22 protein-coding genes are annotated in these 23,289 nt (G+C 65.8%); 12 read left to right on the top strand and 10 right to left on the bottom strand.

Going from position 1 to position 23,289, the window contains the following annotated elements; genetic code table 11:
- Positions 1 to 183 precede the first annotated feature (183 nt).
- Positions 184 to 2,313: a bifunctional aldolase/short-chain dehydrogenase gene (locus tag LZC95_04455; GenBank protein ID WXA96091.1), complete on the top strand. Its 2,130-nt coding sequence runs from the start codon at positions 184 to 186 to the stop codon at positions 2,311 to 2,313.
- On the opposite strand, the gene LZC95_04450 is transcribed toward LZC95_04455, so the two are convergent.
- From LZC95_04450 to LZC95_04440, 3 genes are read right to left on the bottom strand one after another with little or no spacing between them, the layout of a single operon-like run.
- Entirely contained in the window at positions 2,273 to 3,367 is a 1,095-nt protein-coding gene (locus LZC95_04450; protein WXA96090.1) for a trypsin-like serine protease, read from the bottom strand. The two genes, LZC95_04455 and LZC95_04450, sit on opposite strands and share 41 nt — an antisense overlap.
- Before the next feature lie 39 nt (positions 3,368 to 3,406).
- A complete protein-coding gene (locus LZC95_04445; GenBank protein ID WXA96089.1) occupies positions 3,407 to 4,582 on the bottom strand; it encodes a hypothetical protein in 1,176 nt (391 codons plus the stop codon).
- A 9-nt stretch (positions 4,583 to 4,591) separates the two neighbouring features.
- Entirely contained in the window at positions 4,592 to 6,295 is a 1,704-nt protein-coding gene (locus LZC95_04440) for a TonB C-terminal domain-containing protein (GenBank protein ID WXA96088.1), read from the bottom strand.
- A 205-nt stretch (positions 6,296 to 6,500) separates the two neighbouring features.
- Here LZC95_04440 and LZC95_04435 point away from each other — a divergent pair, with 205 nt between their 5' ends.
- From LZC95_04435 to LZC95_04415, 5 genes are all read left to right on the top strand, one after another.
- Positions 6,501 to 7,529 carry an arginine N-succinyltransferase gene (locus tag LZC95_04435; protein ID WXA96087.1) on the top strand — a complete coding sequence of 343 codons (1,029 nt, stop codon included), beginning with the start codon at positions 6,501 to 6,503 and terminating at the stop codon, positions 7,527 to 7,529.
- Positions 7,530 to 7,560: 31 nt separating this feature from the next.
- Positions 7,561 to 8,439: a lysophospholipase gene (locus LZC95_04430; protein WXA96086.1), complete on the top strand. Its 879-nt coding sequence runs from the start codon at positions 7,561 to 7,563 to the stop codon at positions 8,437 to 8,439.
- A gap of 81 nt (positions 8,440 to 8,520) precedes the next feature.
- Positions 8,521 to 10,467, top strand: a complete 1,947-nt coding sequence (locus LZC95_04425; GenBank protein WXA96085.1) for a GMC family oxidoreductase — start codon at positions 8,521 to 8,523, stop codon at positions 10,465 to 10,467.
- A gap of 315 nt (positions 10,468 to 10,782) precedes the next feature.
- Complete coding sequence (locus LZC95_04420; protein WXA96084.1) at positions 10,783 to 11,064, top strand: hypothetical protein; 282 nt, start codon at positions 10,783 to 10,785, stop codon at positions 11,062 to 11,064.
- 177 nt (positions 11,065 to 11,241) lie between these two features.
- Positions 11,242 to 11,544 carry a hypothetical protein gene (locus LZC95_04415; protein WXA96083.1) on the top strand — a complete coding sequence of 101 codons (303 nt, stop codon included), beginning with the start codon at positions 11,242 to 11,244 and terminating at the stop codon, positions 11,542 to 11,544.
- Positions 11,545 to 11,548: 4 nt separating this feature from the next.
- Here LZC95_04415 and LZC95_04410 read toward each other — a convergent pair whose 3' ends face one another.
- The gene (locus LZC95_04410) at positions 11,549 to 12,982 is read right to left on the bottom strand and encodes an FAD-binding protein (protein WXA96082.1); all 1,434 of its coding nucleotides are present in this window, start codon (positions 12,980 to 12,982) and stop codon (positions 11,549 to 11,551) included.
- A gap of 78 nt (positions 12,983 to 13,060) precedes the next feature.
- Between LZC95_04410 and LZC95_04405 the strand changes: the two genes are divergently transcribed.
- The 3 genes from LZC95_04405 to LZC95_04395 are packed head-to-tail and all read left to right on the top strand — an operon-like array spanning position 13,061 to position 14,953.
- Complete coding sequence (locus tag LZC95_04405) at positions 13,061 to 13,819, top strand: outer membrane beta-barrel protein (GenBank protein WXA96081.1); 759 nt, start codon at positions 13,061 to 13,063, stop codon at positions 13,817 to 13,819.
- A 49-nt stretch (positions 13,820 to 13,868) separates the two neighbouring features.
- Positions 13,869 to 14,702 (top strand): MoxR family ATPase, encoded by an 834-nt coding sequence (locus tag LZC95_04400; GenBank protein ID WXA96080.1) that lies wholly within the window; start codon positions 13,869 to 13,871, stop codon positions 14,700 to 14,702.
- The gene (locus LZC95_04395) at positions 14,702 to 14,953 is read left to right on the top strand and encodes a hypothetical protein (GenBank protein ID WXA96079.1); all 252 of its coding nucleotides are present in this window, start codon (positions 14,702 to 14,704) and stop codon (positions 14,951 to 14,953) included. Before LZC95_04400 ends, LZC95_04395 begins: the two co-directional genes overlap by 1 nt.
- Here LZC95_04395 and LZC95_04390 read toward each other — a convergent pair.
- The 3 genes from LZC95_04390 to LZC95_04380 form a co-directional block, all read right to left on the bottom strand.
- On the bottom strand, positions 14,943 to 16,025 hold the full coding sequence (locus tag LZC95_04390) for an Mrp/NBP35 family ATP-binding protein (GenBank protein ID WXA96078.1): 1,083 nt from the start codon (positions 16,023 to 16,025) through the stop codon (positions 14,943 to 14,945). The two genes, LZC95_04395 and LZC95_04390, sit on opposite strands and share 11 nt — an antisense overlap.
- A 115-nt stretch (positions 16,026 to 16,140) precedes the next feature.
- Positions 16,141 to 16,710, bottom strand: coding sequence for a 50S ribosomal protein L17 (rplQ, locus tag LZC95_04385; GenBank protein ID WXA96077.1), 570 nt, complete (start codon positions 16,708 to 16,710; stop codon positions 16,141 to 16,143).
- Between the two features lie 45 nt (positions 16,711 to 16,755).
- Positions 16,756 to 17,778 carry a DNA-directed RNA polymerase subunit alpha gene (locus tag LZC95_04380; protein ID WXA96076.1) on the bottom strand — a complete coding sequence of 341 codons (1,023 nt, stop codon included), beginning with the start codon at positions 17,776 to 17,778 and terminating at the stop codon, positions 16,756 to 16,758.
- A 233-nt stretch (positions 17,779 to 18,011) separates the two neighbouring features.
- On the opposite strand from LZC95_04380, the gene LZC95_04375 reads away from it, so the two are divergent.
- On the top strand, positions 18,012 to 18,425 hold the full coding sequence (locus LZC95_04375) for a hypothetical protein (protein WXA96075.1): 414 nt from the start codon (positions 18,012 to 18,014) through the stop codon (positions 18,423 to 18,425).
- Positions 18,426 to 18,626: 201 nt separating this feature from the next.
- Here the strand turns inward: LZC95_04375 and LZC95_04370 are convergent, their stop codons facing one another.
- Positions 18,627 to 19,619: a GGDEF domain-containing protein gene (locus LZC95_04370; protein ID WXA96074.1), complete on the bottom strand. Its 993-nt coding sequence runs from the start codon at positions 19,617 to 19,619 to the stop codon at positions 18,627 to 18,629.
- A gap of 46 nt (positions 19,620 to 19,665) precedes the next feature.
- Positions 19,666 to 20,766: a DUF362 domain-containing protein gene (locus tag LZC95_04365; protein ID WXA96073.1), complete on the bottom strand. Its 1,101-nt coding sequence runs from the start codon at positions 20,764 to 20,766 to the stop codon at positions 19,666 to 19,668.
- Positions 20,767 to 21,032: 266 nt separating this feature from the next.
- On the opposite strand from LZC95_04365, the gene LZC95_04360 reads away from it, so the two are divergent.
- Positions 21,033 to 21,362: a hypothetical protein gene (locus LZC95_04360; GenBank protein WXA96072.1), complete on the top strand. Its 330-nt coding sequence runs from the start codon at positions 21,033 to 21,035 to the stop codon at positions 21,360 to 21,362.
- Between the two features lie 8 nt (positions 21,363 to 21,370).
- Positions 21,371 to 21,928, top strand: a complete 558-nt coding sequence (locus LZC95_04355) for a helix-hairpin-helix domain-containing protein (GenBank protein WXA96071.1) — start codon at positions 21,371 to 21,373, stop codon at positions 21,926 to 21,928.
- Here LZC95_04355 and murA read toward each other — a convergent pair.
- Positions 21,900 to 23,201 carry a UDP-N-acetylglucosamine 1-carboxyvinyltransferase gene (gene murA / locus LZC95_04350; GenBank protein WXA96070.1) on the bottom strand — a complete coding sequence of 434 codons (1,302 nt, stop codon included), beginning with the start codon at positions 23,199 to 23,201 and terminating at the stop codon, positions 21,900 to 21,902. The genes LZC95_04355 and murA overlap by 29 nt on opposite strands.
- Positions 23,202 to 23,289 lie beyond the last annotated feature (88 nt).

Here is a 23,289-nt window from a genome sequence, read left to right as displayed (position 1 = left end):
CTGTCAAGGCGACCGCGAATGTTCCTCGTACGATCGCCACAACTCAGCGGAAATACCGCGGTGCGGGCTCGGCGCTTTTCGTCTCGCACGGCTTCGGCGCCGGCATTGTCCGCTGCGACGGGCGCTACCGTAGCAAGGTAATGCTCCACCACGAAGGAGTGCGCCCCTGCTATGAGGTAAGCGGTGAGATCACGGTACGTCGATGCAGAAGCGGCGCATTTTCAGCAGACTTTGACCTCGCGCGGGGTGGCAGAAACCGTCGCCGCTCGCACGTACACGGCGCGCCTGCTCGGCCAAGATGCGTCGCTCGTCCTGCACGGCGGTGGAAACACCTCCGCCAAAGGCGTCGAGCGCGACGTTTTCGGTGAGGGCGTCGAGGTCCTCTACATCAAGGGCTCGGGAAGCGACTTGGCCTCCATCGAGCCGGCCGGCCACCCCGCCGTGCGCCTCGCCACACTTCGCAAGCTTCGCAGCCTCCCCGCCCTCACCGACGAGCAAATGGTCAACGAGCTGCGGCTCGCCCTGCTCGATGCGCATGCGCCCAACCCCAGCGTGGAAACGCTCCTCCATGCCTGGCTTCCCGCGCGCTTCGTGGATCATACGCACGCCGATGCGGTGCTCTCCATCGCCGACCAGCCCGATGCCGAGCGCATTTGCTCGCACGTCTATGGCCGCGGCCTCGTATGGGTCCCCTACGTCATGCCCGGCTTCGAGCTCGCGAAGCGATGCAGCGACGCCTTCGACGCCGTCGTCAAAAAGGGCGAAACGCCGACGCTCATCGTCCTGGAGAAACACGGCATCTTCACCTTCGGCGAGACGGCGAAGGAAAGCTACGAAGCCATGATCGCCGCGGTGACCCGCGCCGAGCGGTACCTCACCGACTCGCGCCGCACCACGAGCTTTCTGCCCGGCCAAATCTCCCCTGCCGGCAGCCTGGCGTCCTCGCGCCACATGCTCTGGGGCAACTCCGACCGGGCGCGCCTCCTGCCACGCATCCGCGGCGTGCTCGCCAAGCTCGCCGGCGAGGCCGGTGAATCCGGGCCGCTCCTGTCCGTCCGCACCACCGACACGGTGCTCTCCTTCCTGGAGCGGCCCGATGCCGAGGAGCTCGTGGCCATTGGGTGCGCCACGCCCGACCACGTCATTCGCACCAAGCCGACGGCGATCTTCCTTTCCAAGCCCGACTATGCGGACCTCGACGAGTTCCGCAACCGCGTCGAGCACGCCATCGTGCAGTATGCACATGCTTACGACAATTACTTCGAGTCGATGTGCCGCGCGAAGAACGTGCAGCGCAAGAAGCTCGACCCCTGGCCTCGGGTCATTCTCCTGCCCGGCGTGGGCATTTGCGCCGTGGGGCGCACCCTGAAAGAGGCCGACATCGCGGCGGACATCTACGAGCACACCGTGCAAGTGATGACCGACGCCGCGGACATCGGGACGTACGAGCCGGTGAGCCGGTCCGACTTGTTCGACATGGAGTACTGGAGCCTCGAGCAGGCCAAGCTGCAGCTCGGCAAGAAAGCCCCGGCCCCGCTTTCCGGCAAGATTGCCCTGGTCACCGGCGCTGCCTCCGGCATCGGGCAGGCCACCGCGGCAAAACTCCTCCAACTCGGGGCGCACGTGGCCTTGCTCGATCGCGATGGCGAGGCGCTGGCGCACGTTCACGAAGGGCTCGCGGCCAAGCACGGGAAACGCACGGCGCTGGCCATCACCTGCGACGTCACCCAATCGAAGAGCGTCATCGCCGCCACCAACAGCGCCGTCGCCTTCTTCGGGGGCCTGGACATCGTCGTCTCCAACGCGGGCAATGCGCCGGAAGGCCGGCTCGATACCGCGCGCGGTGAGGAAGTCCTTCGCGATTCGCTCGAGATCAACCTGCTCGCGCACAATCACGTGGCGCGGGCGGCCTCGGAGGTGATGCTCGCGCAAGGCACCGGCGGCGTGCTCCTCTTCAATGCCAGCAAGGCGGCGTTCAACCCCGGGGCGGGCTTCGGGCCCTATGCCGTCGCCAAATCCGCGCTCGTCGGTTTGATGCGGCAATACGCCGTGGACCTCGGGAAGTACGGCATCCGCTCCAATGCGGTGAACGCCGATCGCGTGCGCACGCAGTTGTTCGGCGGCGGCCTGGCCGAGTCGCGGGCGAAAAACCGCGGGCTCACCGTGGACGAGTATTTCCGCTCGAACCTCCTCTCGCGCGAGGTCGAGGGCGAGCACGTGGCCGACGCTTTCGTCTATCTGGCGCTGGCAGCTGTCACCACCGGGTGCGTCATCACCGTCGACGGAGGGAACTCCTCCGCCTTCCCGCGCTGAGCAGCGCCATCGCAGCAAGCCATCCCATGGCCTCGCCCGCCGTCAGGTGCGCCGAGGCCGTGCAGCCTTTATCGCCGGCTTCGCCCGAATTCGCCTTGCCTGCGCCGGACAGATCGCTGTTTCCGTCCGAGAAAAGCCCCGCATCGGCCCAGTCGATGCGCGGTGCATTGGTCCACGCAGGCGGCTCGTACTGACCATCGCGCGCAGCCTCCAGCGCCGCGTTCACGATGAGATCACGAAACGCATCCACCCGCGTGTAGACAGCGCCGATGCATTTGTCGGCGTCGTGGTCCTGGCCCCCGCGCGAAAGCACACCGAATGTCAGCGCATTGCCGGAGGCGTAGCCCCGTTGCTCGAAGGCGCCCGAGCCCGAATCTCCCTGGCAGGTTCCATCGTCGGTGATGAATTCGCTCGCCCGTAGCTCATCGTCCTTCGGGCAACCGATCTTCGCGTCGCCCGGGATGCACGCGATGGCAATGTTCTCGCGGATGCGGCGCGTGCCCGCGCCTTTGCCGGCCGGCGAGATGGCCCCGTAGCCAATGGCCGCAACGGAGCGGTCGTAGCCCGGATCGGTGAGCGGCCGTTCGATGGCCGGCGTGGCCATGGGCGAGCCCTCGGGCAGCATCGTCTCCAGCTGGATGAGCGCAATATCGTTTCCGCAAAGCTTTGGGCTGTCGGGCACGATCACCTTTTTCGCCCGGTAGATCACCGCCTGCGAATTCTGCAAGCGCACGTCGTTGGTGATCCAGAACGAGCTCGCATCGCGCGCCGGACCGAACGTATCGGTCGCGCAGCGCACCACCTCGCTGCTGATGGACGCGACGCAATGCCGAGCGGTCAGCACGAGATTCGGCGCGATGAGCGTGCCGGAGCACAGCACCGACGTTTGCCGATCCACGATGCCCACGGCGAAGGCGTCGCGCACGTCGATCTCGCCGCCCTGAATGGCCTGCGCGGTTTCCGCAGCCGTTTCCTCTTCGGGCACGCTGCGCTCACAGCCAGCGGCCATCAAGAGGCACACCACCGCCATTGCCCGACCCGCGTTCGCCCGCATCAGACCTCCGGAAGTGGGGACTCCCGAATTCTGATGGCCCTAGCCGGGTCCGGGTTTCTCCACCGCTTCTTCGGTGCCGAGCCGCGCCTCGTCCTCGTTCGCGTTGCGCCCATCTTCACGGCGCAGGCGCTCTTCGCGCTCGGCGAGAAGCGTGCGCCACATGGCGCGGTCGTCGGAGAACGCGAGCATCATCCACACCGCAGCCGCGGCCGCCGCCAGCGCTCGCAGCGGCGCATCGTAGGCACCGCGCCCGATGAGCGCGAGCGCGAGCGCGCTCGTGATGGTCACCACCTGACGCCGTTGAAGCACGGCCACCACGGCGAACAGAATCGACGCCGCCACGAGAAAGGTCGCAATCGCGCCGAGGCCATACGATGGTGGAACGCCGACCGCTTCACCCAGCGACGTATGCAGCACCGCTTGCCACGGTTCGGCACCCGGCTGCGCCCCGCGCGCCGCACCCCAAGTGACCACGAAGGCCGCGGCCACGGCCACGCTGGACATGATCTGCCCGAGCAAACGCGTGCGCGTCCCCAGCCACGCCGCCGCGATCAACTGCGCGATGCCCTCGAACACCACCGCACCCGTCGCCGCCACACGACTCCACCCGTACAAGTTCGCACTCGCGTGATCGCCCGCCACCACAGCGAGCTCCCACGCGAACAAACGCACCAACGCCGCAACTCCGAAAAAGCCCAACACCGCACCCACCGCACGCGTATGCGCCGAACGGAGCGAATTGAGCGCGGCGCTGATCGCCAGGCTGCTCGTTGCAATCGACATCAATACGGCGAGGGCGAGTGGCAACCGGCGTTGGAACGCGGGAAGCACCGTGGCCACCACGATGCCCACGCTGATGACGGTGGCGATGCGCACGCCGAATCCGAGCCTCGGCCGGCGCGACACCTCGAAGAGCCCCATGAGCAGCGTGGCGATGAGGATGCACGACATCGCGTAGGAGCTGACGGCCGCCGCGCGATCCCAAAAGACCACGACGTTCTCCGAGGCATTGCCCCGAAGCCCCGGCGCGATGATGCGCCCCAATAGTGCCGCCACCACACCGCAAACCGCCGCCACGCGCAGGATCCACGTCGAGCGCACGACGGGAGCAGGCTTCGTCCCGGGCGATCCGGAAGAATGGGGCGCCGGGGACGCTTCGGGCGGAGGGTCGCCCTTGGAGTCTTCGTGCGACGGACGATCAGCAGGGGCAAGCACGGCGGCAGTCTAGCCCGATGTACCCATTCGTGTTGGGGGCAAAAAGAAGCCCTGACGCGTATCCGGGGTGTTGCCTTGCGGCGGCCCCTCGTTGGGCCTCGGACGCGGCAGCGGCGACGGGGTGGGGTCCTCCGGCGGCGAGGACGGGGGGGTGGAAAGCATGAACGGCCGCGCATTGATGGTCGAACACGCGTAGTCGTCGCGGTGGAATTCCCAATGCAGGTACACGCGACCATCCGGCGAAACGATGGCCGAGGGCGCCGTCCCAAAGGGCGATGCGCGCTGCACCGAGTCCAGGGCCGCGATGTCGAAGGCGGTAATGCCGCTGGTCTTCACGACACCCATATGATGAAGCTGCCCCTCCTTCGTCAGGACGATCTCGAGCCGCGTCACCAGCTTTTGGTCGTTCATCGGGTGCGACGGCGGCAGGCTATCCAGCGATCCCAGGAAATTGTCCGCGAAAATCGGGTGAATCCGATTGTGCATCGACACGAGGTACGTCGCGAAGGGCACCTTGGCCGTATTGAGCGCGGTCGTGTTTCCCGGCTTCACCGACGTCACGTAGTTCTCGATGGCGCTCCGCCACCGCTCGAAGTTGGACGCCACCCACGAGCCACGGTGCTCGCTCTTGCGCCGCTCGCCGTCGGCCAGGCGCTCCTTGCGCAGTTGATCCTGCCCTACCACGGCAATCACGCCTTGCTGGTTCAGGTTCAAATTCACCTGCCCCGGTCCGGCCTTTCCGCCGAGGCCGAGCATCTGCACACCGCTCTGACCACGCCCCTTGTTGTTCGAGTTCTGCTGCCCGGGGTGCATCGGAATGCCCGCCGTGGCCCCCGGCCGAATCGGGTTGAACGACCAGCTTCCACCCTGCGAGCTCACCACGTCCGGCGAATTCACACCGCCGCCGGGCAACGCCTGCCCCTGCGCATTCTGCGACGGTTGCCCGTCACCGCCCGACTGCGGCGGCACCTGCGACGACGGCCCCTGCGATGCGGTCGGCCCCATGGGCTTTTCCGGCGGCGGCATCGGTTGGACGGTGAACTCGGTGCCCTTCTCGCCCGGCGCGCGGTTTTTCTCGCCCGCGTGCTCTTCGCTCTCGGCGATTTTGTTCTTCTCGCTGTCGCCCATCCTGGGGTCGGCCCCCGGATGGTTGCCCCCCGGCGTGGGGTTCGGATCGTCCTGATCGTGCGACGTTTGCGTCGCCACCGATTCCTGATCGACCTTGTTGGCCTCGTCCCCGACGAATTTCGCGTTGGGGTTGTCCTCCTGGTCGGGTTTGACGTGCTGCTTCACCGCGATGCGCTTGTCGTCGAGCGCCTTCGGAGGAGGCGTGACCTTGGCCTCCTCCTTCTTCTCGACGATCGCGATCTTCTTTTCCTCGGGCTTGGGCGCGTCCTTCTTCGGGGGCGTGGCCGCGGCGACCTTTTCCTTCTCTTTGTCCTTTTCCTTCTTCTTCTCGGGCTCGGGCGGCGGAGGCGGCTCCTCGGGGTTCTCGTCGGGTTTGGTGCCCGTATCGATGACGAACTCCTGCGGTACCTGGCTGGAGCGCACGCGCTCTCGGACCTTCTCACCGAGATCTTCCAGGGCCACGCGATCCAGATGGGCATTCGCGACCCATTTGCCGCCCTGGGCCGCGTCCCAATGGAGGTGGACGGCGGCGGCGATCACCACCAGCCAGACCAACCATGAGGTTCGGCGATCCGTCGGCAACATGAGAAGACCCTAGAGACTAAAACCTCCCGCCTACAGATGCCAGGTTGCGGGCCCGATTCAGGTGCAGCCCGACCGGCTTTTTAGGTCACTTCCGCAAGCGATCTCGAGTAATTTCGGCAGAATTCCGCTGAAACCCCACCATTTCCACCGTCGGCTACCACGCGGGCTGGACGAAACTCGCGACTCTGTGGCAGAAACGCCGCGCATGCCGGCCTTCGAGATCCGCGGTGCCCTCGCCTCCGATGAGGACGAACTCCTCGAGCTGGCGCATCACCTGAACACGGTCAATCTGCCCTTCAGCCGCGATGCCATCGCGCACCTGCTGGACCTGGCGCAGAAGAGTTTCACCGGTGAAATCAAGGACGCGAAGCGCCGCGAGTACGTCTTCGTCCTCGTCGATCGCGAGAAGCAACGCATCATCGGCACCTCGATGATCATTGCTCAGCTCGGGCGCAGGGATGCACCGTACATCTACCTCGACGTCATCGACGAGGAACGCTACTCGGCCACGTTGGACCGGCATTTCAAGCACACGGTGCTCTCCATCGGCTACTCGTACAACGGCCCGACGGAGATCGGCGGCCTGGTGCTTCTCCCCGAGTACCGCCGCTTTCCGGAGCGGCTCGGGCAATTCATCTCGTACGTGCGCTTCCTCTTCATCAAACTGCACCGCGAGGCCTTCCGCGACGAGCTTCTCGCCGAGCTTCTCCCGCCCCTCGAGGCCGACGGCACCTCGCACCTCTGGGATGCTCTGGGCCGGCATTTTACCGACCTGAGCTACGCCGAGGCCGACGTTTTGTCCAAGCAAAACAAGGAGTTCATTCGGGGACTCTTCCCGGAGGGGACCTTCTACGCGTCGCTCCTGCCGAAGCAGGCGCAGGACGTCATCGGCAAGGTGGGCTCGCAGACCCGCGGGGTCGAGAAGATGCTCCGCCGCATCGGTTTCCGCTACGCCGAACGCGTGGATCCGTTCGATGGCGGGCCGCATTTCACGGCGCCCACGGATGAAGTCAGCCTGGTGCAGCGCTCGGGCACCGTGGTGGTGAAGGCCATCGGCGAAGATGCGCTGCGCACGAAAAATCGATCGATCGTGTCGGTGCAGTCGGCGGAGCCGCCGTACTTCCGCGCCGTGCTCGCGCACTGGGATGCCCAATCCGGCACCCTGGAGGCCGACGCCGCGACGCACCTCGACGTCTCGGTGGGCGGCGAGATCGGCGTGCTCTCGCTGGATTGAGCCTCGATGACGCTCGATGGAGGTCGATGGCGTGAGACCACCCTTCACCGAAGAAATCGAGATCCGCACCTCCGACGGGGTCTCGCTTCGCGCCACCGCGCAGGAGCCGATCCTGCGGGCGCGCGGCACCGTCCTTTTGGCACACGCGGAGTTCGCCTCGCGGCAGTCGTTCCTGCGTGACGGACGGGGGCTCGCCTCGTTCCTCACCGGGCAGGGATTCCGCACCCTGGCGTTCGACTTTCGCGGCCACGGGGAGAGCGCTTCTCGAAGCGAGGTCACGTACGACGCGTTCATCCAGCACGATCTCGCGGCCGTCGCCGAGTGCGCGCGGGCACGCTGGAAAGGGCCGCTCGCCGTCGTTGGTCACGCGCTCGGAGGCCACGTTGCGCTCGCCGCCCGCGGCATCGGGGTCCTCGACGCCGATGCCATCGTCGCCGTCGCCACCAACGTGTGGCTCCCTCGCTTCGAACCGTCGTTGCTCAGGTGGCAAGCCAAGCGCGCGGCCATGGCCTACGTGGCGAGCATGATCGAGGCCCGCGGGCACTTCCCCGCGCGTGCGTTGGGGCTCGGCACCGACGACGAGTCGGCAAGCGTGATGGCCGCCGCCGTGCGCGCCAGCCGCGAGGGCACGTGGACGAGCGACGACGGGGCCATCGACTACGTGCGCGCACTTTCCAACGTGCGCATCCCCGTGCTCGCCATCGCCAGCAAGGCCGACAAGCTTCGCTGCGTCCCCGAGTGCGCGGAGCGCATGCTGGAGCGCACCGCCGGCATCAGAGACATGCAAGTCATCGCAGACGACGATCGAGGCGGCCCCGCGCCGGGGCACATGTCCCTCGTCACCGGCCGCCGCTCGTCCCACGTGTGGGAAGCCATCGCGGCCTGGCTTCTTCGAGGGTTCAGGGTTTAGGGGACAGGATTTAGGGCTCAGAGGTTCAGGGAGCAGGAGGAGCTTGCCTCCTGAACATTCTGCATTTACAGAATATACAGGATGATGGCATTCAGCGCGCAGGAACAACGAATCGTCGTAGCCCTCGCCCGCGCGGCCATTCCCGACGGGGAAATCTTGCCCGGCGGCGGCGAAATCACGCTGACGCGCCTTCAGCGCTGGCTGAAAGAAGGCACCGAGCTGCATTGGCTGGGCATCAAGGCGCTGCTCTGGGCGGCGGAGCTGGCCGCCATTCCGTCGACCGGCCGCCGGCTGTCGAAGCTTCCCCCGGACCGGGCCCGCACCTTCCTCGAGGACTGGCAGCGTTCGCAGCTGCACCCGCGCCGTGCGCTGCTGCGGGCCATCCTCACGCCACTCAAGGCCGCGCACTACGACGACGCGGACATGTTCGAGCGCGTCGGCTGCTCCTACGGCAAAACCGGCGATCCGGTGCGGGACCAACGCACCCGCCTGAAGCTCGTCACCATCGACGAGCCGGTGCGCTGGATGCAGCGCGTTCGCGATGGGCGCAGCATCCGGCAGAACCTCCAGGTGGATTGCGAGGTCGTGGTCATCGGCACCGGCGCCGGCGGTGCCGCCTGCGCCTACGAACTGGCCTCCCGCGGCCGCGCCGTCTTGCTGCTCGAGGAAGGCGATTACCACCGCCGCTCGTCCTTCACCGCGCGCGCCGCGGAGATGTCGCGCAAGTTGTACCGCGACCAAGGGCTCACCGTGGCCGTGGGCAACATCGGCACCCCCGTGTGGGCGGGCCGCGCCGTCGGCGGCAGCACCGTGATCAACTCCGGCACGTGCTACCGCGCACCGGGGCGCATCTTCGATCGATGGGAGCGCGAGCTGGGCCTCTCCGAGGTCGCGCACGACGAACTCGGGCCGTACTACGAACGCGTGGAGCGCATGCTCGAGGTCACGCCTGCAAAGCGCGAACTCACGGGCGGCATCGGCCGGGTCATCGCGCGTGGGGCCGATGCACTCGGATACTCGCACCATCCGCTGCAGCGCAACGCACCGGATTGCGACGGGCAAGGCGTGTGCGTCTTCGGCTGCCCCACCGGCGCCAAGCGCTCCACCGACGTGAGCTACATCCCGCAGACGCTGCTGCGCGGCGCAGAGCTCATCACCGCCGCCGAGGCGACGAGCATCTGCATCGAAGAGGGCCGCGCGCGCGGTGTTCGTGCACGCCTTGGCTCGGGCTACGAGCTGCGCGTACGCGCCGACGCCGTGGTGCTCGCAGGCGGTGCACTGATGACCCCCGTCCTCCTCGAACGCGCGGGCGTTCTGCATGGCAACGCCGCATTGGGCAAGAACCTGTCGATCCATCCTGCCACGCGGGTCATCGCCGTCTTCGACGAGCCGATCGACATGGCCAATGCCATCCCGCAAGGCTACGCGGTGGATCAATTCCGCGACGAAGGCCTGATGTTCGAAGGTGGCTCCACGCCACTCGACGTCACGGCCATCGGCGTTCCCTGGGTGGGCACGGCCTTCAGCCGCCTCATGGAGCAGTACCGCCACATCGCGCAGTTCGGCATCATGATCGAGGACAGCTCACGCGGCACCGTACGGGCCGTCCCCGGCGGCGCCGCCCACCCGTTCATCACGTACAACATGAACGACGCCGACTGCGTCAAGATGGCCCGCGCCGTCGCCATCCTCTGCGAAATCTTCCTCGCCGCCGGCGCACGCCGCGTACTCCCCATGCTTCCCGGCCTCGAAGAAGTACGCACCGGCGCCGAACTGCGCCGCCTCGCCACCCACGCCTTCCATCCCGGCGACTTCGACGTCACCGCCTACCATCCCCTGGGCACCTGCCGCATCGGCACCGATCCTCGCACCTCCGTCCTGGGCCCGGACCACGAGACCCACGAAATCGAAAGCCTCTACGTCGCCGACGGCTCGGCCGTCCCATCTGCCCTGGGCGTGAATCCCCAAATGACCATCATGGCCATGTCCCACCGCGTCGCCGAACTCATCGACGCCCGCCTCGCCTAAAGCAAGACAAAGAGATGCTGCCCCACCCGGCAGCGCTCTCCGATGCTCTCCATATCCTCATTTCGCGCTGCTGCCCGCCCCAAAGCGGGTGCTCATGCCATGCTTCCCCGCGTCGCAACGCGGCCCCCACGCCGCATGGCATTCCGCGCCCGCAGGGGCGGGCCCCATTGGGTCGCACTGAAACGGCGAGCCCCGGGGGGGGGGTGCCATGGATTCGCAATTCGCGAATCGCGAATACCCCGCTGCCCCCGCCTCGCCATTGTCCTCCATGGAGACGACTTTCTGCGAATGCCCCCAATGGGCATGTTCGCACCCATGAAGAACGCCCTATTCACCACCGCACTCGCCCTGCTCCTCGGCCTCACGGCCTGCGCCACCGAAGCCTCCTCCCCCGAAGAAGAATCCACCGAAAGCACCGAACAAGCCATCGGCGATCCTTGCTGCCGCGGTGGCGACTACATCTGCCAATCCACCGGCCGCGAATTCACCCACGGCATCGGCTCCACCTGCGGCCCCACCGCCGGCGCCGCCCGCACCGCCTGCGAAAACCACTGCCCCGAAACCTGCAAACACTCCAGTTGGAACTATTGCAATTAGCTCCATTGTTTTTTTGGCCCAAGACTACGCGTGCCGCAACGGCGCGGACGCCGAGCGCACACCGGAACTCTCCGTGCTAAGCGCCATGGCCCCCATGGGCAAGATGAACCCGAGCTGGCCGCGCAGGTCGCGGCCACGGCGTTCGAGGTATGCCGCCAGCTCGACTCTCCGAGGGGCATGACATACTCCGACCTGGTCCACGTCCCGCTCAGCGAGGCCGCCAAGGTCATTCTGGAGAAGCTCATGAGCCACGGCACTTACCAAGTCCAAAGCGAGTACTTCCTGAAGCACCGCCGTGCCGGCCACGCAGAAGGCCAAGCTGAGGCGTTGCTCTCATTTCTCGAAGCACGCGGCCTGACCGTCCACGACGAGGCGCGGGCCCGCATTCTTGCGTGCACCGACATGAGCGTGCTCAACGCCTGGATCCGCAAGGCGGTCTCCGTCGCTTCGACCGACGAGCTCTTTCGCGAAGAGCCCTGACCCTTCAGCAGGCCCCGTGACCGGGGCGGACGGGGAAAATCTTGCCCGGGTTGAGCAGCTGCTTCGGATCGAAGACGCGCTTGATGTCGCGCTGCAAAGCCATCAGGTCCTCCGATTGCTCCAGTGGCATGTAGGCCGCCTTGGCGAGGCCGATGCCGTGTTCGCCCGTCAGCGTACCGCCCAGAGAGATCGTGAGGCGCATCAAGGCTTCGATGGCTTGATCCACGGCGACGCGCTCCGCGTCGTCGTTCCATAGAAAATTGACGTGGAAGTTCCCGTCGCCGGCGTGCCCGTAGGTCAGGTACCGCACCTTCGTCCGTGCGCCGATCTCGTCGACGCCGTCGAGAAGCTCCGCGATGCGCGAACGCGGTACCACGATGTCCTCGGACAACTTGTACTTTGCAAGCTTTCGTGTGGCCGGCGACAGCATGCGCCGCGCTTCCCAGAGGCGTGCACGCTGCGATGGATCCTGCGCGGCCAACAAATCGATCAACCCTTCGCCGCGCCCCAGCACGTCCGCGATCTTCTCCAGCAACGTCGCAATCGTCGCCGACTCCCCGTCGACCTCGATGAGCAGCATCGCGTGCGCCCGCGGGTCGATGGCCACCTTCTGCGCGCGCACCGCGTCCAGGGTCGCCGAGTCCAGCATTTCCAGGCAGCGCGGCACCAACCCGTGCGCAACCAGCGCGCTCACCGCCGCGCCGGCATGGCGGACGTCGTCGAACAACGCGAGCACCGTCGCCACTTCGGGCGGCTTGGGCACCAACCGCAGCGTGATCTCCGTGAAGACGCCAAGCGTCCCCTCGCTGCCCACGAGCAGCGATGTCACGTCGTAACCGGTCACGCCTTTCACCGTGCGCTTGCCCGTGCGAACCACCCGTCCGCCCATCAGCACGGCCTCCAGCCCGAGCACGTACTCGCGCGTCACGCCGTACTTGAACGCGCGCGGACCGCCCGCGTTCTCGGCCACGTTGCCGCCGATGCAGCAGCTTCCCAGTGAGTTCGGGTCCGGCGGATAAAAGAAGCCCTCGCGCTCCACCATCGCGTGGAAGTCTCCCGTCACGATTCCGGGCTCGACCACCGCGAGAAGATCCTTCGCATTGATCTCCTTCACTTGCTTCATCGCGTCCGTCGCGAGCACGATCCCGCCCACGACAGGGACGGCTCCGCCCGTTCGGCCGGTGCCTCCTGCACGCGGCGTCACCGCCACGCCGGTGCTCTCGGCAATCTCCAAGGTTCGCCTCACGTCCTCGGCATTCGCCGCCAACACCACGGCGGCAGGCACGAGCCCCGTGGCCTCGCTCTCGTCGCGCGCGTAGTTCTCGCACGCGTCTCCGGTGAGCACCTTGGAGTCTCCGAGTGCGCGTCCGAGCTCCAGAAGAGCCCGTGTGATCGACTCGGGTGAAGGCAGCGGCAATTTTGGAAGGGCGATGAGCACGCGAGTAGGGTAGCGCGGCCCGCGTCGAAGCGGGGCTCCGTGCAACACCAAAGCAACACAAAAAACAGGATGCGAATCATGTATGAGAAACCAAAAACGCGGTCGCTGGCCTTCGCCGGGCTGGCGGCTCTTATCGTTCTCGCTTCGATTTTCGTTCCCTCGCGCGCGCATGCTCAGCAGCGCGATCTTTTGAGCCTCCCCGGCTCCAAGGGTCAGCTCGCCATCGACTCGCTCATGGGATTCCGAATCGGCGCGTTCAGCGGTGTCTCGTACGCGGGTCCTCTCGGCTTCTCCACCCAGTCGTACAAAGCAGACGACGTCCAGAACAACAACAATGAAGTCACCACCCGGCTGACCACGTTCTGGTTCGCCCCGGCGGCGGACTACTTCATCATCGACCGCCTCTCGGTTGGCGGCTTGCTCGAAATCGCGTCGACGAGCCGCACCGACAAGACGAAGACCACCAACGGTGGCAACACCGTAGAGAACGAAACGGATCGTCCCACGACCACCGCCTTCACCTTCCTGCCGCGTGTAGGTTACATGTTTCCCATCACCAGCCGCTTCGCGGTCTGGCCGAGGGGCGGCATCGGCTACGCCACCCGGCAGAACGTAGTGGGCGGCGGCAAGGAGAGCTTCTCCTCGCTCATCTTCTCGGCCGACGTGCCGGTCATCTTCCGCATCAACGAGACGTTCTTCGTGAGCGCCGCCCCCGAACTCACCTTCTCCCTCGGCGGGGAGCACACCCTGGACGTGAACAACGCGTCCCGCTCTGCGGATGCGAGCTTCTTCCAATTCGGCCTCGTTACCGGGCTCGGCGTCTTGCTCGATCTGTAACGGTCGCCTAGAGGCGGCGCGCGCTTAGGTTGCTTGCTATAAGGATGCGGTGAGTCAATTTCGCCGTTTTTCGGGCACGCCGGGCTACTTGACCAATGATTCGCTGGAGGCCGCCGTCAATTGTGCGCTGGCCCTCGAGCGCCCCCTCCTGGTGAAGGGGGAGCCCGGCACCGGAAAAACGCTGCTCGCCCAAGCCGTCGCGGAGAGCCTCGGGCTCTCGCTCATCCACTGGCCGGTGAAGTCGACCACCCGCGCCCAAGACGGCCTTTACATCTACGACACCGTGCAACGCTTGTACGATGCACGCTTCGGCGATGGCGACGTGAAGGACATCCGCCGCTACATCAAGCTGGGGCCCATGGGCCGTTCGTTCGCGGGGAGCGAGCGCGTGGTGCTCTTGATCGACGAGGTCGACAAGGCGGACATCGAGTTCCCGAATGACCTTTTGCACGAGCTCGATCGCATGCGCTTCCACATCACGGAAACGGGCGACGATGTCGTGGCCACCGAGCGCCCGGTGGTGATCATCACGTCGAACAACGAGAAAGAGCTGCCCGACGCCTTCTTGCGCCGCACGGTCTTCCACTTCATCGACTTCCCGGACATCGAGCTGATGAAGCGCATCGTGCGCGTGCACCATCCCAAGCTCGAGAACGAGCTGGTCGACCAGGCCGTCGTCGCGTTCTACGAGCTTCGCGACATGCCCCGCCTGCGCAAGCGCCCCTCGACGAGTGAACTCATCGACTGGATCGCCGTGTTGAAGCAAAGCGGCGTCGGCAAAGAGCGCTTCGTGAAAGAGCTTCCCTTCCTGGGCGTGCTCCTCAAGAAGGAGCAAGACGTGGAGACGTACCGCGCCCAAAAGAAGCCCGGTTGGCGCTCGTAATGCTCCCGCACGCGGATTTGCTCCGCGAGCTCGAGGCGGCCAACGTCACGTACCGCCCGGCCGGCGACGTGCTGCGCATCGACGCGGGCGATGCCAACGTGATGCGGGCGTGCATCGCGCTTCGTGCCTTCGGGGCGAGCGCGCGACTCATCATCGATTTTTCGCGCGCCCCGGAGGGTGCGACCGTATGGGTCGACACCGCATCGGGGCGCGTGGAACTTCGGAAAGAGACGCTGCCCGCTACTTCATGATGGGCAGGCGCTTGCGGCCGCCGGTGCCGCCGCTGCGGTCGATTTCCGGCGGGGCTTCCTCTTCGCCCTCACTGCGGCGCGCATCGATGGCGTCGGTGAGGCGCTCGGCCACGCCGACGAAGGCGCGGGCAACGGTGCTGAAGGGCGCGGCCTGCACGACGGGGGTTCCCTTGTCGCCCCACTCGCGAACGCTCTGATCGATGGGCACTTGGCCCAGGAGCGGCGCCTTGGCGAAATCGGCGATGGCTTGCCCGCCGCCCTTGCCGAACAACTCGTGCGAGACGCCGGCGCTGTCGATGAAGTAGCTCATGTTCTCGACGACGCCCACCACGGGGATGTTGACCTTCTCACACATGGAGACGGACTTGTAGACGTCGTCGGTGGCCACCGGCTGCGGGGTCGTGACGATGACCGCGTACGGCGACGTGATGCGCTGCGCGAGGGTGAGGGCCACGTCACCGGTGCCGGGCGGCAGGTCGAGCAGCAGGTAATCGAGCGAGCCCCAGCGCACGTCCTTGAGGAACTGCAGCAGCGCGCCGTGGAGCATGGGACCGCGCCACACGACGGCGGCCTTGGGATCCTCGAGCAGGAAGCCGATGGACATGAGCTTCACGCCAAAGCGCTCGAGCGGCTCGATGCTCTTGCCGTCGAGCGACACCGGGCGGCCGCTGACGCCGAGCATGGTCGGGATGGAGGGACCGTAGATGTCCGCATCGAGCAAGCCGACGCGGAAGCCCGCGCGGTGCAGGGCCATGGTCAAGTTGGTCGCGGTGGTGCTCTTGCCGACGCCGCCCTTGCCGCTCATCACGAGGATGACGTTCTTCACCTCGGGCAGCGGATCGTCCGGCCCGATGTTGCGCCCCCGCACCTCCGAGTGCCACCGCACCTCGGTACCGCCGACGTCGGGGAGCTTGGCCAGCGCCTCGCGCACCTTCTTCCCCAGCTCCTCGCGTGAGCCCGGTGCATTCAGGGTCACGGTGACGTCCCGACCGAGGACGACGACATCGCTCAGCACCGACGGATGCGGGAGGAGCGGACTTAGCGCAGCAACGACTTCTTCACGGGTGGCCATCTCGCGTGTGGAAGTAAGCCGCGCTGGGCCGCGCGTCAAACGCCTTCTGCGAACAAACGGCAACGGGCACGGTTGCCGTGCAACCGTGCCCGTCTACGAGGTCTCGAGGTGAGACTTATTCGGCCTTGGCGCCGCCCGTGCTCGCCACGGCGGTGGCCTTCTTCGACTTGGCCTTGCCGGTCTTGGCGGCCGGCTTGTCCGCGTCATCCGAGCCTTCGGCCGAAACGACGGGACCCGTGGCGTCGACCCACTCGATGAGCGAGATCGGCGCGCCGTCGCCGCGGCGGGGACCGACCTTGATGATGCGCGTGTAGCCGCCCGGACGCTCCGAGAAGCGCTTGGCGAGGTCGACGAACACCTTTTCGACGAGGTCGACCTTGGTGGACACGCCGGCCTTGTCGACCTTGGCGCCGAAGCGCGGGATGATCGAGCCGACGACGCGCTGGGCGTGCAGACGACGCGCCTTGTCCTTGTCGGACAGCTCGGCCTGCGCGGTGTAGGCCACCGCACCGAGGCGCTTGGCGCGCGTGATGAGGCGCTCGGCGACGCGGCGAAGCTCTTTGGCCTTCGCGTCGGTGGTCTCGATGCGCTCGTGGAGGATCAAATTGGCCGCGAGGTTCTTGAACATGGCGCGGCGATGACTGGTGTTGCGGTCGAACTTACGACCTGCGTTTCCGTGACGCATGATGCTGTCTCCCTAAGTTCTTTCTCGTGGTTCCGTAAACTCGCGTCACGCCTGCGCTTGTTGCGCCTTCCAGCGCTCGAGCATCTGGGGCCAGTTGTCGATCTTCATGCCGAGAGAGAGCCCCATGTTGGCGAGGATCTCTTTGATTTCCTTCAGGCTCTTACGCCCGAAGTTCTTCGTCTTCAGCATGTCTTGCTCGGTGCGCTGCACGAGCTCACCGATCAGCGTGATGTTGGCGTTCTGCAGGCAGTTGGCCGAGCGGACGCTGAGTTCCAGCTCGTCGACGCTGCGGAACAGGTTCTCGTTGAGCGGCTCGTCCTCGCCACCGGGGGCTTGGTACGCCGTCTCCTCGGTCTCCTCGAAGTTGATGAAGATCGAGAGCTGCTCCTTGAGGATCTTCGCCGCGTACGCGACCGCATCTTGCGGTTTGACGCTGCCGTTGGTCCACACCTCGAGGGCGAGCTTGTCGTAGTCCGTGGCCTGACCGACGCGGGCGTTGGTCACGGTGTAGTTGACTTTGCGGGTCGGGCTGAAGAGCGCATCGATCGGGATGGTGCCGATGGGCATCGTCGCCGTCTTGTTCTTCTCCGCCGGAACGTAGCCGCGGCCCACGTTGACCGTGAGCTCCATCGACAACGGGCCCTTCTTGTCGAGCGTGGCGATGAGGTGGTCCGGGTTGAGGACCTGCAGGCCGTCGACGAGCTGGATGTCGCGCGCGAAGACCGGGCCGGGGCCCTCTTTCTCGAGGCGGACCGTGTAGGTCTTGGGGGTGGCGGCCTTGAGGACGACTTCCTTCAGGTTGAGGATGATGTCCGTCACGTCTTCCACGACGTCCGAGATGGTCGTGAACTCGTGCAGCGCGCCGTCGATGCGGATGGCGGTGATGGCAGCGCCTTGAAGCGAGGACAGGAGCACCCGGCGAAGCGAGTTGCCGATGGTGATGCCGTAACCACGCTCGAGCGGCTCGCAGGAGAACTTGCCGTAGAAGTCGGTGAGCGTCTCGCTCTCGATCTGAATGCCGCGGGGACGAATGAGGTCGCGCCAGTTGCGTGTGACGATATTGCTCATATGTTCGCTGTCCTTCCTGGTTGACTGCCGTTCAACGCGGCGATCTCGGTCCGCTTTGGAACCCGCTCCTCGGCGAAACCCGTCACCTGCCCGTTGTTCTGCTTCTCCGTATCGGTCCCACCTGGGAGACCAAGCGGGGGCGGACCATTTACGACAATCCGCAGGAAAAGCAAGAGGGTCGCGTGTGGCCCCTGCGACACGCAAGCGGCCGCGAGGTCATCTACCCCTCAACCATGCGTCGACTTATCGTAGGAATTGCAGCGCTCGCTACCATTTCCGCGCTCGCCTTGCCCGTGCAGCTCGGCTGCACCTCCAGCGCGTGCCCCTTCCCCAGGACCTCGGCGCTCACCTTCACGCCGAACGTCCCCACCTGTTTGCAGACCAAGCTGAGCTCGTGTGCACGGGCCACGGTCGAAATGAACAATAGCTGCCCCGAAGCGCTCTACGTCCCCGTGGACTACGGCATCTTCGCCGAGCAGGTGCAGCCCGGCACCGAGCTCGAGGTGCGCTCGCAGCAGAATCTGGTCTACGAGATCAAGACCGAGAAAGCGAAGTCGCGCACCTCGTCCCAGGAGGACTACGAGATCCCCTTCCGGCTCGGAAAGGACACATACACGATGACCTTCTCGATCTACTCGGATTCCTAACCTCGAAGATTTGACAGGGAGGGGGGGAGGCGGGGAGGGATACGGCACAAATCCCACCGCGCACCGAGGCTAGTTTGGGTTTTCACTTGGCTTACGAAGCCAAGGGAAAACCAAAAAAAGCCTCGGTGCGCGGTGGGACTCGCGTTGTTCCCCTCCCCGCCTCCCCCCCTCCCTGTTCAATCTTCTTCTTCGTCGATCGAGCTACGCGGCTTCGACCCGATTTCGACCGCGCTCCTTGGCCAGGTAGAGGGCCGCATCGGCGAGCGCATAGAGCGCCGCGGCGCTCTTTGGTTTGCCGTTGGCCGGATCTGCAGCGGCGCTGGGGTCCGGATCGGTCTCCTCGTCGTCGTCGTCCGAGTCCTCGTCACCGGGGACGAAGAACGCCGGATCGAGGGTCGCGACGCCAATGCTCACGGTGCCGCGGATCGTCTGCTTGTCGAAGCTGAATTGGGCGGCCTCCACGACCTTGCGCACCTTTTCGGCGGTCGCCAGAGCGCCCTCGTGCCGTACTTCGGGCAGCAGCACGCCGAACTCCTCGCCACCAACCCGCGCGAAAATGTCTTCCCGCCGCAGCTTCGCCTTCACTTCCACCGCGAGCTGGCGAAGCACGAAATCCCCCGCGACGTGGCCGTAGTGGTCGTTGATGTGCTTGAAGTGATCCAGGTCGAGCAAGAACAGCGACAGGTGCCGCTTGTAGCGGCGCGCCCGGTTGAACTCGCGCTCGAGCGCCTCGCCGAAGTAGCGCTTGTTGAACAGCTGGGTGAGCGCGTCCACCGTCACCAGCCGGTAAATCTCTTCGTGGTAGCTGGTCTCGATGTTGTCGCCGGTCATGAACTTCAAAATCGAGCGGCCGATCTTGATCTGGTCTCCATCGGCGAGCCGATGCTCGGTGATGGCCACGTCGTTCACGTACGTGCCGTTGGTCGAGCCCAGGTCCATGAGGGTGAAGGTCCCACCCCCGACGGCGGCGATGCGTGCGTGGTGGCGGCTGATGCTCTCCTGGTCGATGGAGAGATCGCTCTTCGAAGAGCGCCCGATCTCGAAGTGGCTATGGGCCAATGGAATGCGGCGACCTAGCTCGGGGCCGTAGATCACGACCAGGCAGGCCTCTCCGCGCCGCAAATTCGTTTCCGTTAGCGCCGCCGGCGTAACGGAAACGGTGTCGCCATCGTCATCGTCCCGCCCGTCTATCACCTATCCGAGTATAAACTCGGCCGGCCGATGCGCGACCGCAGAAAGCTCAGATGGCGATCTCTTTGACCTGAATCTTGGCCCGCTCATGGATGCCAAGGCCCAAGTCGGCGGCGGCCTTGATGTAGGCGGGTTCACGCCCCTCGGCGGTGAGGCTGCGGAGACCTTTGTCTGCGCGGAATTTTTCGATGATTTCCCACCCCAACGTATCCATCGCGACAGGATCCGTCGTGGCGAACACGGACTCGTACGGGTAGCGGTACTGCGGCTGCTTGTCGAGCGGCCCGCCATGCACCATGACCTGGAACGCGTCGGTGATGCAGAGGCGCACGCGGCTCTTGATGATGTCCTGCGCGTACAGCACCGCAATCTGCGGCGACGCGTGGTGCGAGTGGAAGTAGTGCGGGTAGATCTGCGTGCCGTGCGTCATGTTCTTCAGACACCCGGTGTAACCGCAGATGGAGTGGTCCTTGATGAGTGAGAAGTTGATGACCGCCGTCGACTCCGTGAGCGCGCGGCAGAACTTCGTGCGCACACCGGTGCCCGGAATGAGCCGCTCCGGCATGGTGGTATCGCCGTTGGAGTGAATGGAGATCTTCACGCCGGCCGGGACGTTCTTCTCGTTGATGCGTGTACCTTGCAGGTAGCTCCCGTACTGCTCGAGCACGGTGATGTTCTTGGCCGGGACGCCCGACGCAATCATCGCCTCGAGGAAGGGGATGACCAGCTCCTGGTTGGTGGCGTGGTTGCGAAGGGCAATGCCGTTGACCTTCACGCAGACCTTGTCGTCCGGGTGCACGAAGCGGGCGGCGGCCTTCGGCAGATCCGGCTCGCCGGTGAGCTCCGTGAGAACCTTGGTGAGCATCTCCTTGGCCGCATCGGGCTTCGGGTACACCTTGTTGTTCTGCAGGGAACCCGGCTTGGTCACCTTGACGATTTGGCCGGGGGCCGAAAACGGCGTGAAGCCAGGCGGCGGGCTGGCCGCGAGGTTCGGCACCGCATTGCTATCCTTGGCTGCCTCCGCGACCTCGCTCTTGAGGAGGGTGGCGCCTGCTGCGCTGGCTGCACCGACTGCAGCCACAGCTCCGAGGAAAGAACGCCGTGTCGTTTGGTCCTCTCGATTTTCCCCCTCACGCTCGTGCGCTGCCATGATCGAAGCTCCTTGTGCTCTCGAAGGATACACCAGCCTGCCGCGAGCGCGGACTTTCCGGGACGCATTTACGTTCCATGCGCGGATCTCGTTGGACGCTGTCGGGCTCGCATGCGCGGGGGTGTCCCAGGACAGGCCAAAGCTGACCGGGACGGCCTGCGCGCCGCGTAAGTGCGCGAATTCACGCGGGAGAGTTGATGGCACATGCATCGCTATGCCTGGGCATGCGGCGCGGAAAAACGCGACCGCCAACAGGAGAAAAGAAAATGGATGTGCAATTGAACAACGGTAGCTTGTCGGTTTCGGGTTCGGGTCCTTCCACGCCTCGGAATTTCAGCAACATGAAGGTCGCGTACACCGTCTCCGAGCGGCAGGGCCGCTCCTTCTGGACGCGTGTGGGCGTCGCCTTCACGAATCGCGACGGGTCGATCAACATACGACTCGATGCAGTACCGGTCTCCGGCACGCTGCAGCTGCGCGATTACACGCCGCGCGACGCCGCGGGAGAGTCGGATCTCGGGCCGCCGGCTGGGTCGAGGGGCTCGAGCTTCTCACTCGGCGATAGCAGCAAGCACACGGCGGACATTCCCTTCTGAGTCCGTCCATGACGACGCATACCCCGGGAGGCGCCGCGTACTCGTTACGCGGCGCCCTTGCGTCGCTCCGCACGTGCTCCACCTGCGTGTGGAGCGTGTGGAGCAAGCCCCTTGCACGCGTGCTTCTCGTCATCGCCGGCCTCGCGGTCCTCGCCATCATCGGCCGCACCGCCGGCGCCCACGCGGAGCCTCCCGCGCCTTCGCCCATCATCGCCGAGCCGTTGACGTCCGATGCCGGCGCAATCGCACCGCCTCCTGTCGCAAGCGCACCGGCGCCCGAGCCTTGCGGCTCCCGGCGGGCGGGCGAGCACGCTGGACGCGGTGGAGAAGCCTCCCCTGACGATCCCGTCATCCTCAACACCGCCCAAGCCGACGATCTCCGTCGCCTTCCCGGCGTCGGAGCCAAGCGCGCCGAGTCGATCCTCGCCTTGCGCACGCGCTTGGGCCGCTTTCGTCAACTCGAGGACCTGCTCCGCGTCCGCGGCATCGGCCGCGCCACGTTGCGGCGCCTGCGTCCTCTCGTGCGGCTGGATCCGCCTACCCCTCCGCCCCCTTCACCCGGGTGATCTCGGCGCCCAGCCCGCCGAACTTCTCCTCGATCCGCTCGTAGCCGCGATCGAGGTGATACACGCGCCGCACCTCCGTCTCGCCGTCCGCCACCAGGCCGGCGATCACCAGCGACGCACTGGCCCGCAGATCCGTGGCCATGACGCTCGCACCGTAAAGCCGATCCACGCCCTGCACCACGGCGACATTTCCGCGAAGTGCCACGTTCGCGCCCATGCGCGTGAGCTCCGGCACGTGCATGAAGCGGTTCTCGAAGATGGTCTCGCTGATCACGCTTTCACCGCGGGCAAGGCACATCAACACGAGAAACTGCGCCTGCATGTCGGTGGGAAAGCCGGGATGGGGCGCGGTCGTCACGTCCACCGACTTGAGCGGGCCATCGCGCCAAACGCGAACACCGCCCGCTCCCGAGCCGTCTTCGGCGGCCACGCTCTCCACCTTGATGTTCGCCTGGCGCATCTTGGCCACGAGCGCCTCGAGATCGGAGAGCTCCGCGCCCTCGACGAGAACGTCCCCACCCGTGGCGGCTGCCGCCACCATGTACGTCCCCGCCTCGATGCGGTCGGGGATGATGGCATGGTCGAACGGCGCCAGCTCGCCTTGGTCTTGCCCGACGATGTGGATCACGTCGGTGCCGGCGCCATCGACCTCCGCGCCCATCTTGTTGAGGATGCGTCCCAGCTCCTCGACCTCGGGCTCCTTCGCGCAATTGATCAGCGTGCTCCTGCCTTTGGCGAGGGCCGCGGCCATCATGAGGTTTTCCGTACCGGTCACGGTCGGAAGATCGAAGTACACCTCCGCACCGCGCAGACGTCCGCCGCCGTTGGGCCCTTCGGCGATGACGTAGCCGCGCTCGAGGCGAATGTTCGCCCCCATCGCTTCGAGCCCTTTCAGGTGCTGGTCGATGGGGCGCGCGCCAATGGCGCATCCACCGGGCAAACTCACCTTGGCGCGCCCAAAGCGCGCGAGCAGCGGTCCGAGCACGAGCACGCTCGCGCGCATCTGCTTGACCAATTCGTACGGCGCCTCGGGCCGCACGTTGCTGCCGGCGGCCACGTGCACCTCGGGCCCGTGGATCTCGACGCCACGCCCGAGGAACCGCAACAGGGCCGACGTGGTGTGAATGTCTCGAAGGGCCGGTACGTTTCGCAGCCGGCTGGCGCCATCCGAGAGCAACGTGGCACAGAGAATGGGAAGGGCCGCATTTTTGGCCCCACTAATGCGAACCTTGCCGCGAAGCGTAGCCCCGCCGCGTACCCGAATGGCATCCATGGTCCGACCTTGCCTGATGGTTCAGCGTTTTCCAAAGAAAACGACTGAACCATGCAACGCCCGGCCCAAAACGCCGATTCCCGCCGCT

Source organism: Sorangiineae bacterium MSr12523, assembly GCA_037157775.1.
GTDB classification, from domain to species: Bacteria; Myxococcota_A; Polyangia; order Polyangiales; family Polyangiaceae; genus Pendulispora; species Pendulispora brunnea.
This window is presented reverse-complemented; position numbering and strand designations above follow the sequence as displayed.

Excerpts from the sequence above, each read along its gene's own strand:
- LZC95_04405 (WXA96081.1), top strand. The coding sequence starts at position 13,061 with ATGTATGAGAAACCAAAAACGCGGTCGCTGGCCTTCGCCGGGCTGGCG.
- LZC95_04425 (WXA96085.1), top strand. The coding sequence starts at position 8,521 with ATGATGGCATTCAGCGCGCAGGAACAACGAATCGTCGTAGCCCTCGCC.
- LZC95_04355 (WXA96071.1), top strand. The coding sequence starts at position 21,371 with ATGACGACGCATACCCCGGGAGGCGCCGCGTACTCGTTACGCGGCGCC.
- LZC95_04440 (WXA96088.1), bottom strand. The coding sequence starts at position 6,295 with ATGTTGCCGACGGATCGCCGAACCTCATGGTTGGTCTGGCTGGTGGTG.
- LZC95_04380 (WXA96076.1), bottom strand. The coding sequence starts at position 17,778 with ATGAGCAATATCGTCACACGCAACTGGCGCGACCTCATTCGTCCCCGC.
- rplQ (WXA96077.1), bottom strand. The coding sequence starts at position 16,710 with ATGCGTCACGGAAACGCAGGTCGTAAGTTCGACCGCAACACCAGTCAT.
- murA (WXA96070.1), bottom strand. The coding sequence starts at position 23,201 with ATGGATGCCATTCGGGTACGCGGCGGGGCTACGCTTCGCGGCAAGGTT.
- LZC95_04360 (WXA96072.1), top strand. The coding sequence starts at position 21,033 with ATGGATGTGCAATTGAACAACGGTAGCTTGTCGGTTTCGGGTTCGGGT.
- LZC95_04450 (WXA96090.1), bottom strand. The coding sequence starts at position 3,367 with ATGCGGGCGAACGCGGGTCGGGCAATGGCGGTGGTGTGCCTCTTGATG.
- LZC95_04365 (WXA96073.1), bottom strand. The coding sequence starts at position 20,766 with ATGGCAGCGCACGAGCGTGAGGGGGAAAATCGAGAGGACCAAACGACA.
- LZC95_04420 (WXA96084.1), top strand. The coding sequence starts at position 10,783 with ATGAAGAACGCCCTATTCACCACCGCACTCGCCCTGCTCCTCGGCCTC.
- LZC95_04375 (WXA96075.1), top strand. The coding sequence starts at position 18,012 with ATGCGTCGACTTATCGTAGGAATTGCAGCGCTCGCTACCATTTCCGCG.
- LZC95_04395 (WXA96079.1), top strand. The coding sequence starts at position 14,702 with ATGCTCCCGCACGCGGATTTGCTCCGCGAGCTCGAGGCGGCCAACGTC.
- LZC95_04435 (WXA96087.1), top strand. The coding sequence starts at position 6,501 with ATGCCGGCCTTCGAGATCCGCGGTGCCCTCGCCTCCGATGAGGACGAA.
- LZC95_04415 (WXA96083.1), top strand. The coding sequence starts at position 11,242 with ATGACATACTCCGACCTGGTCCACGTCCCGCTCAGCGAGGCCGCCAAG.
- LZC95_04390 (WXA96078.1), bottom strand. The coding sequence starts at position 16,025 with ATGGCCACCCGTGAAGAAGTCGTTGCTGCGCTAAGTCCGCTCCTCCCG.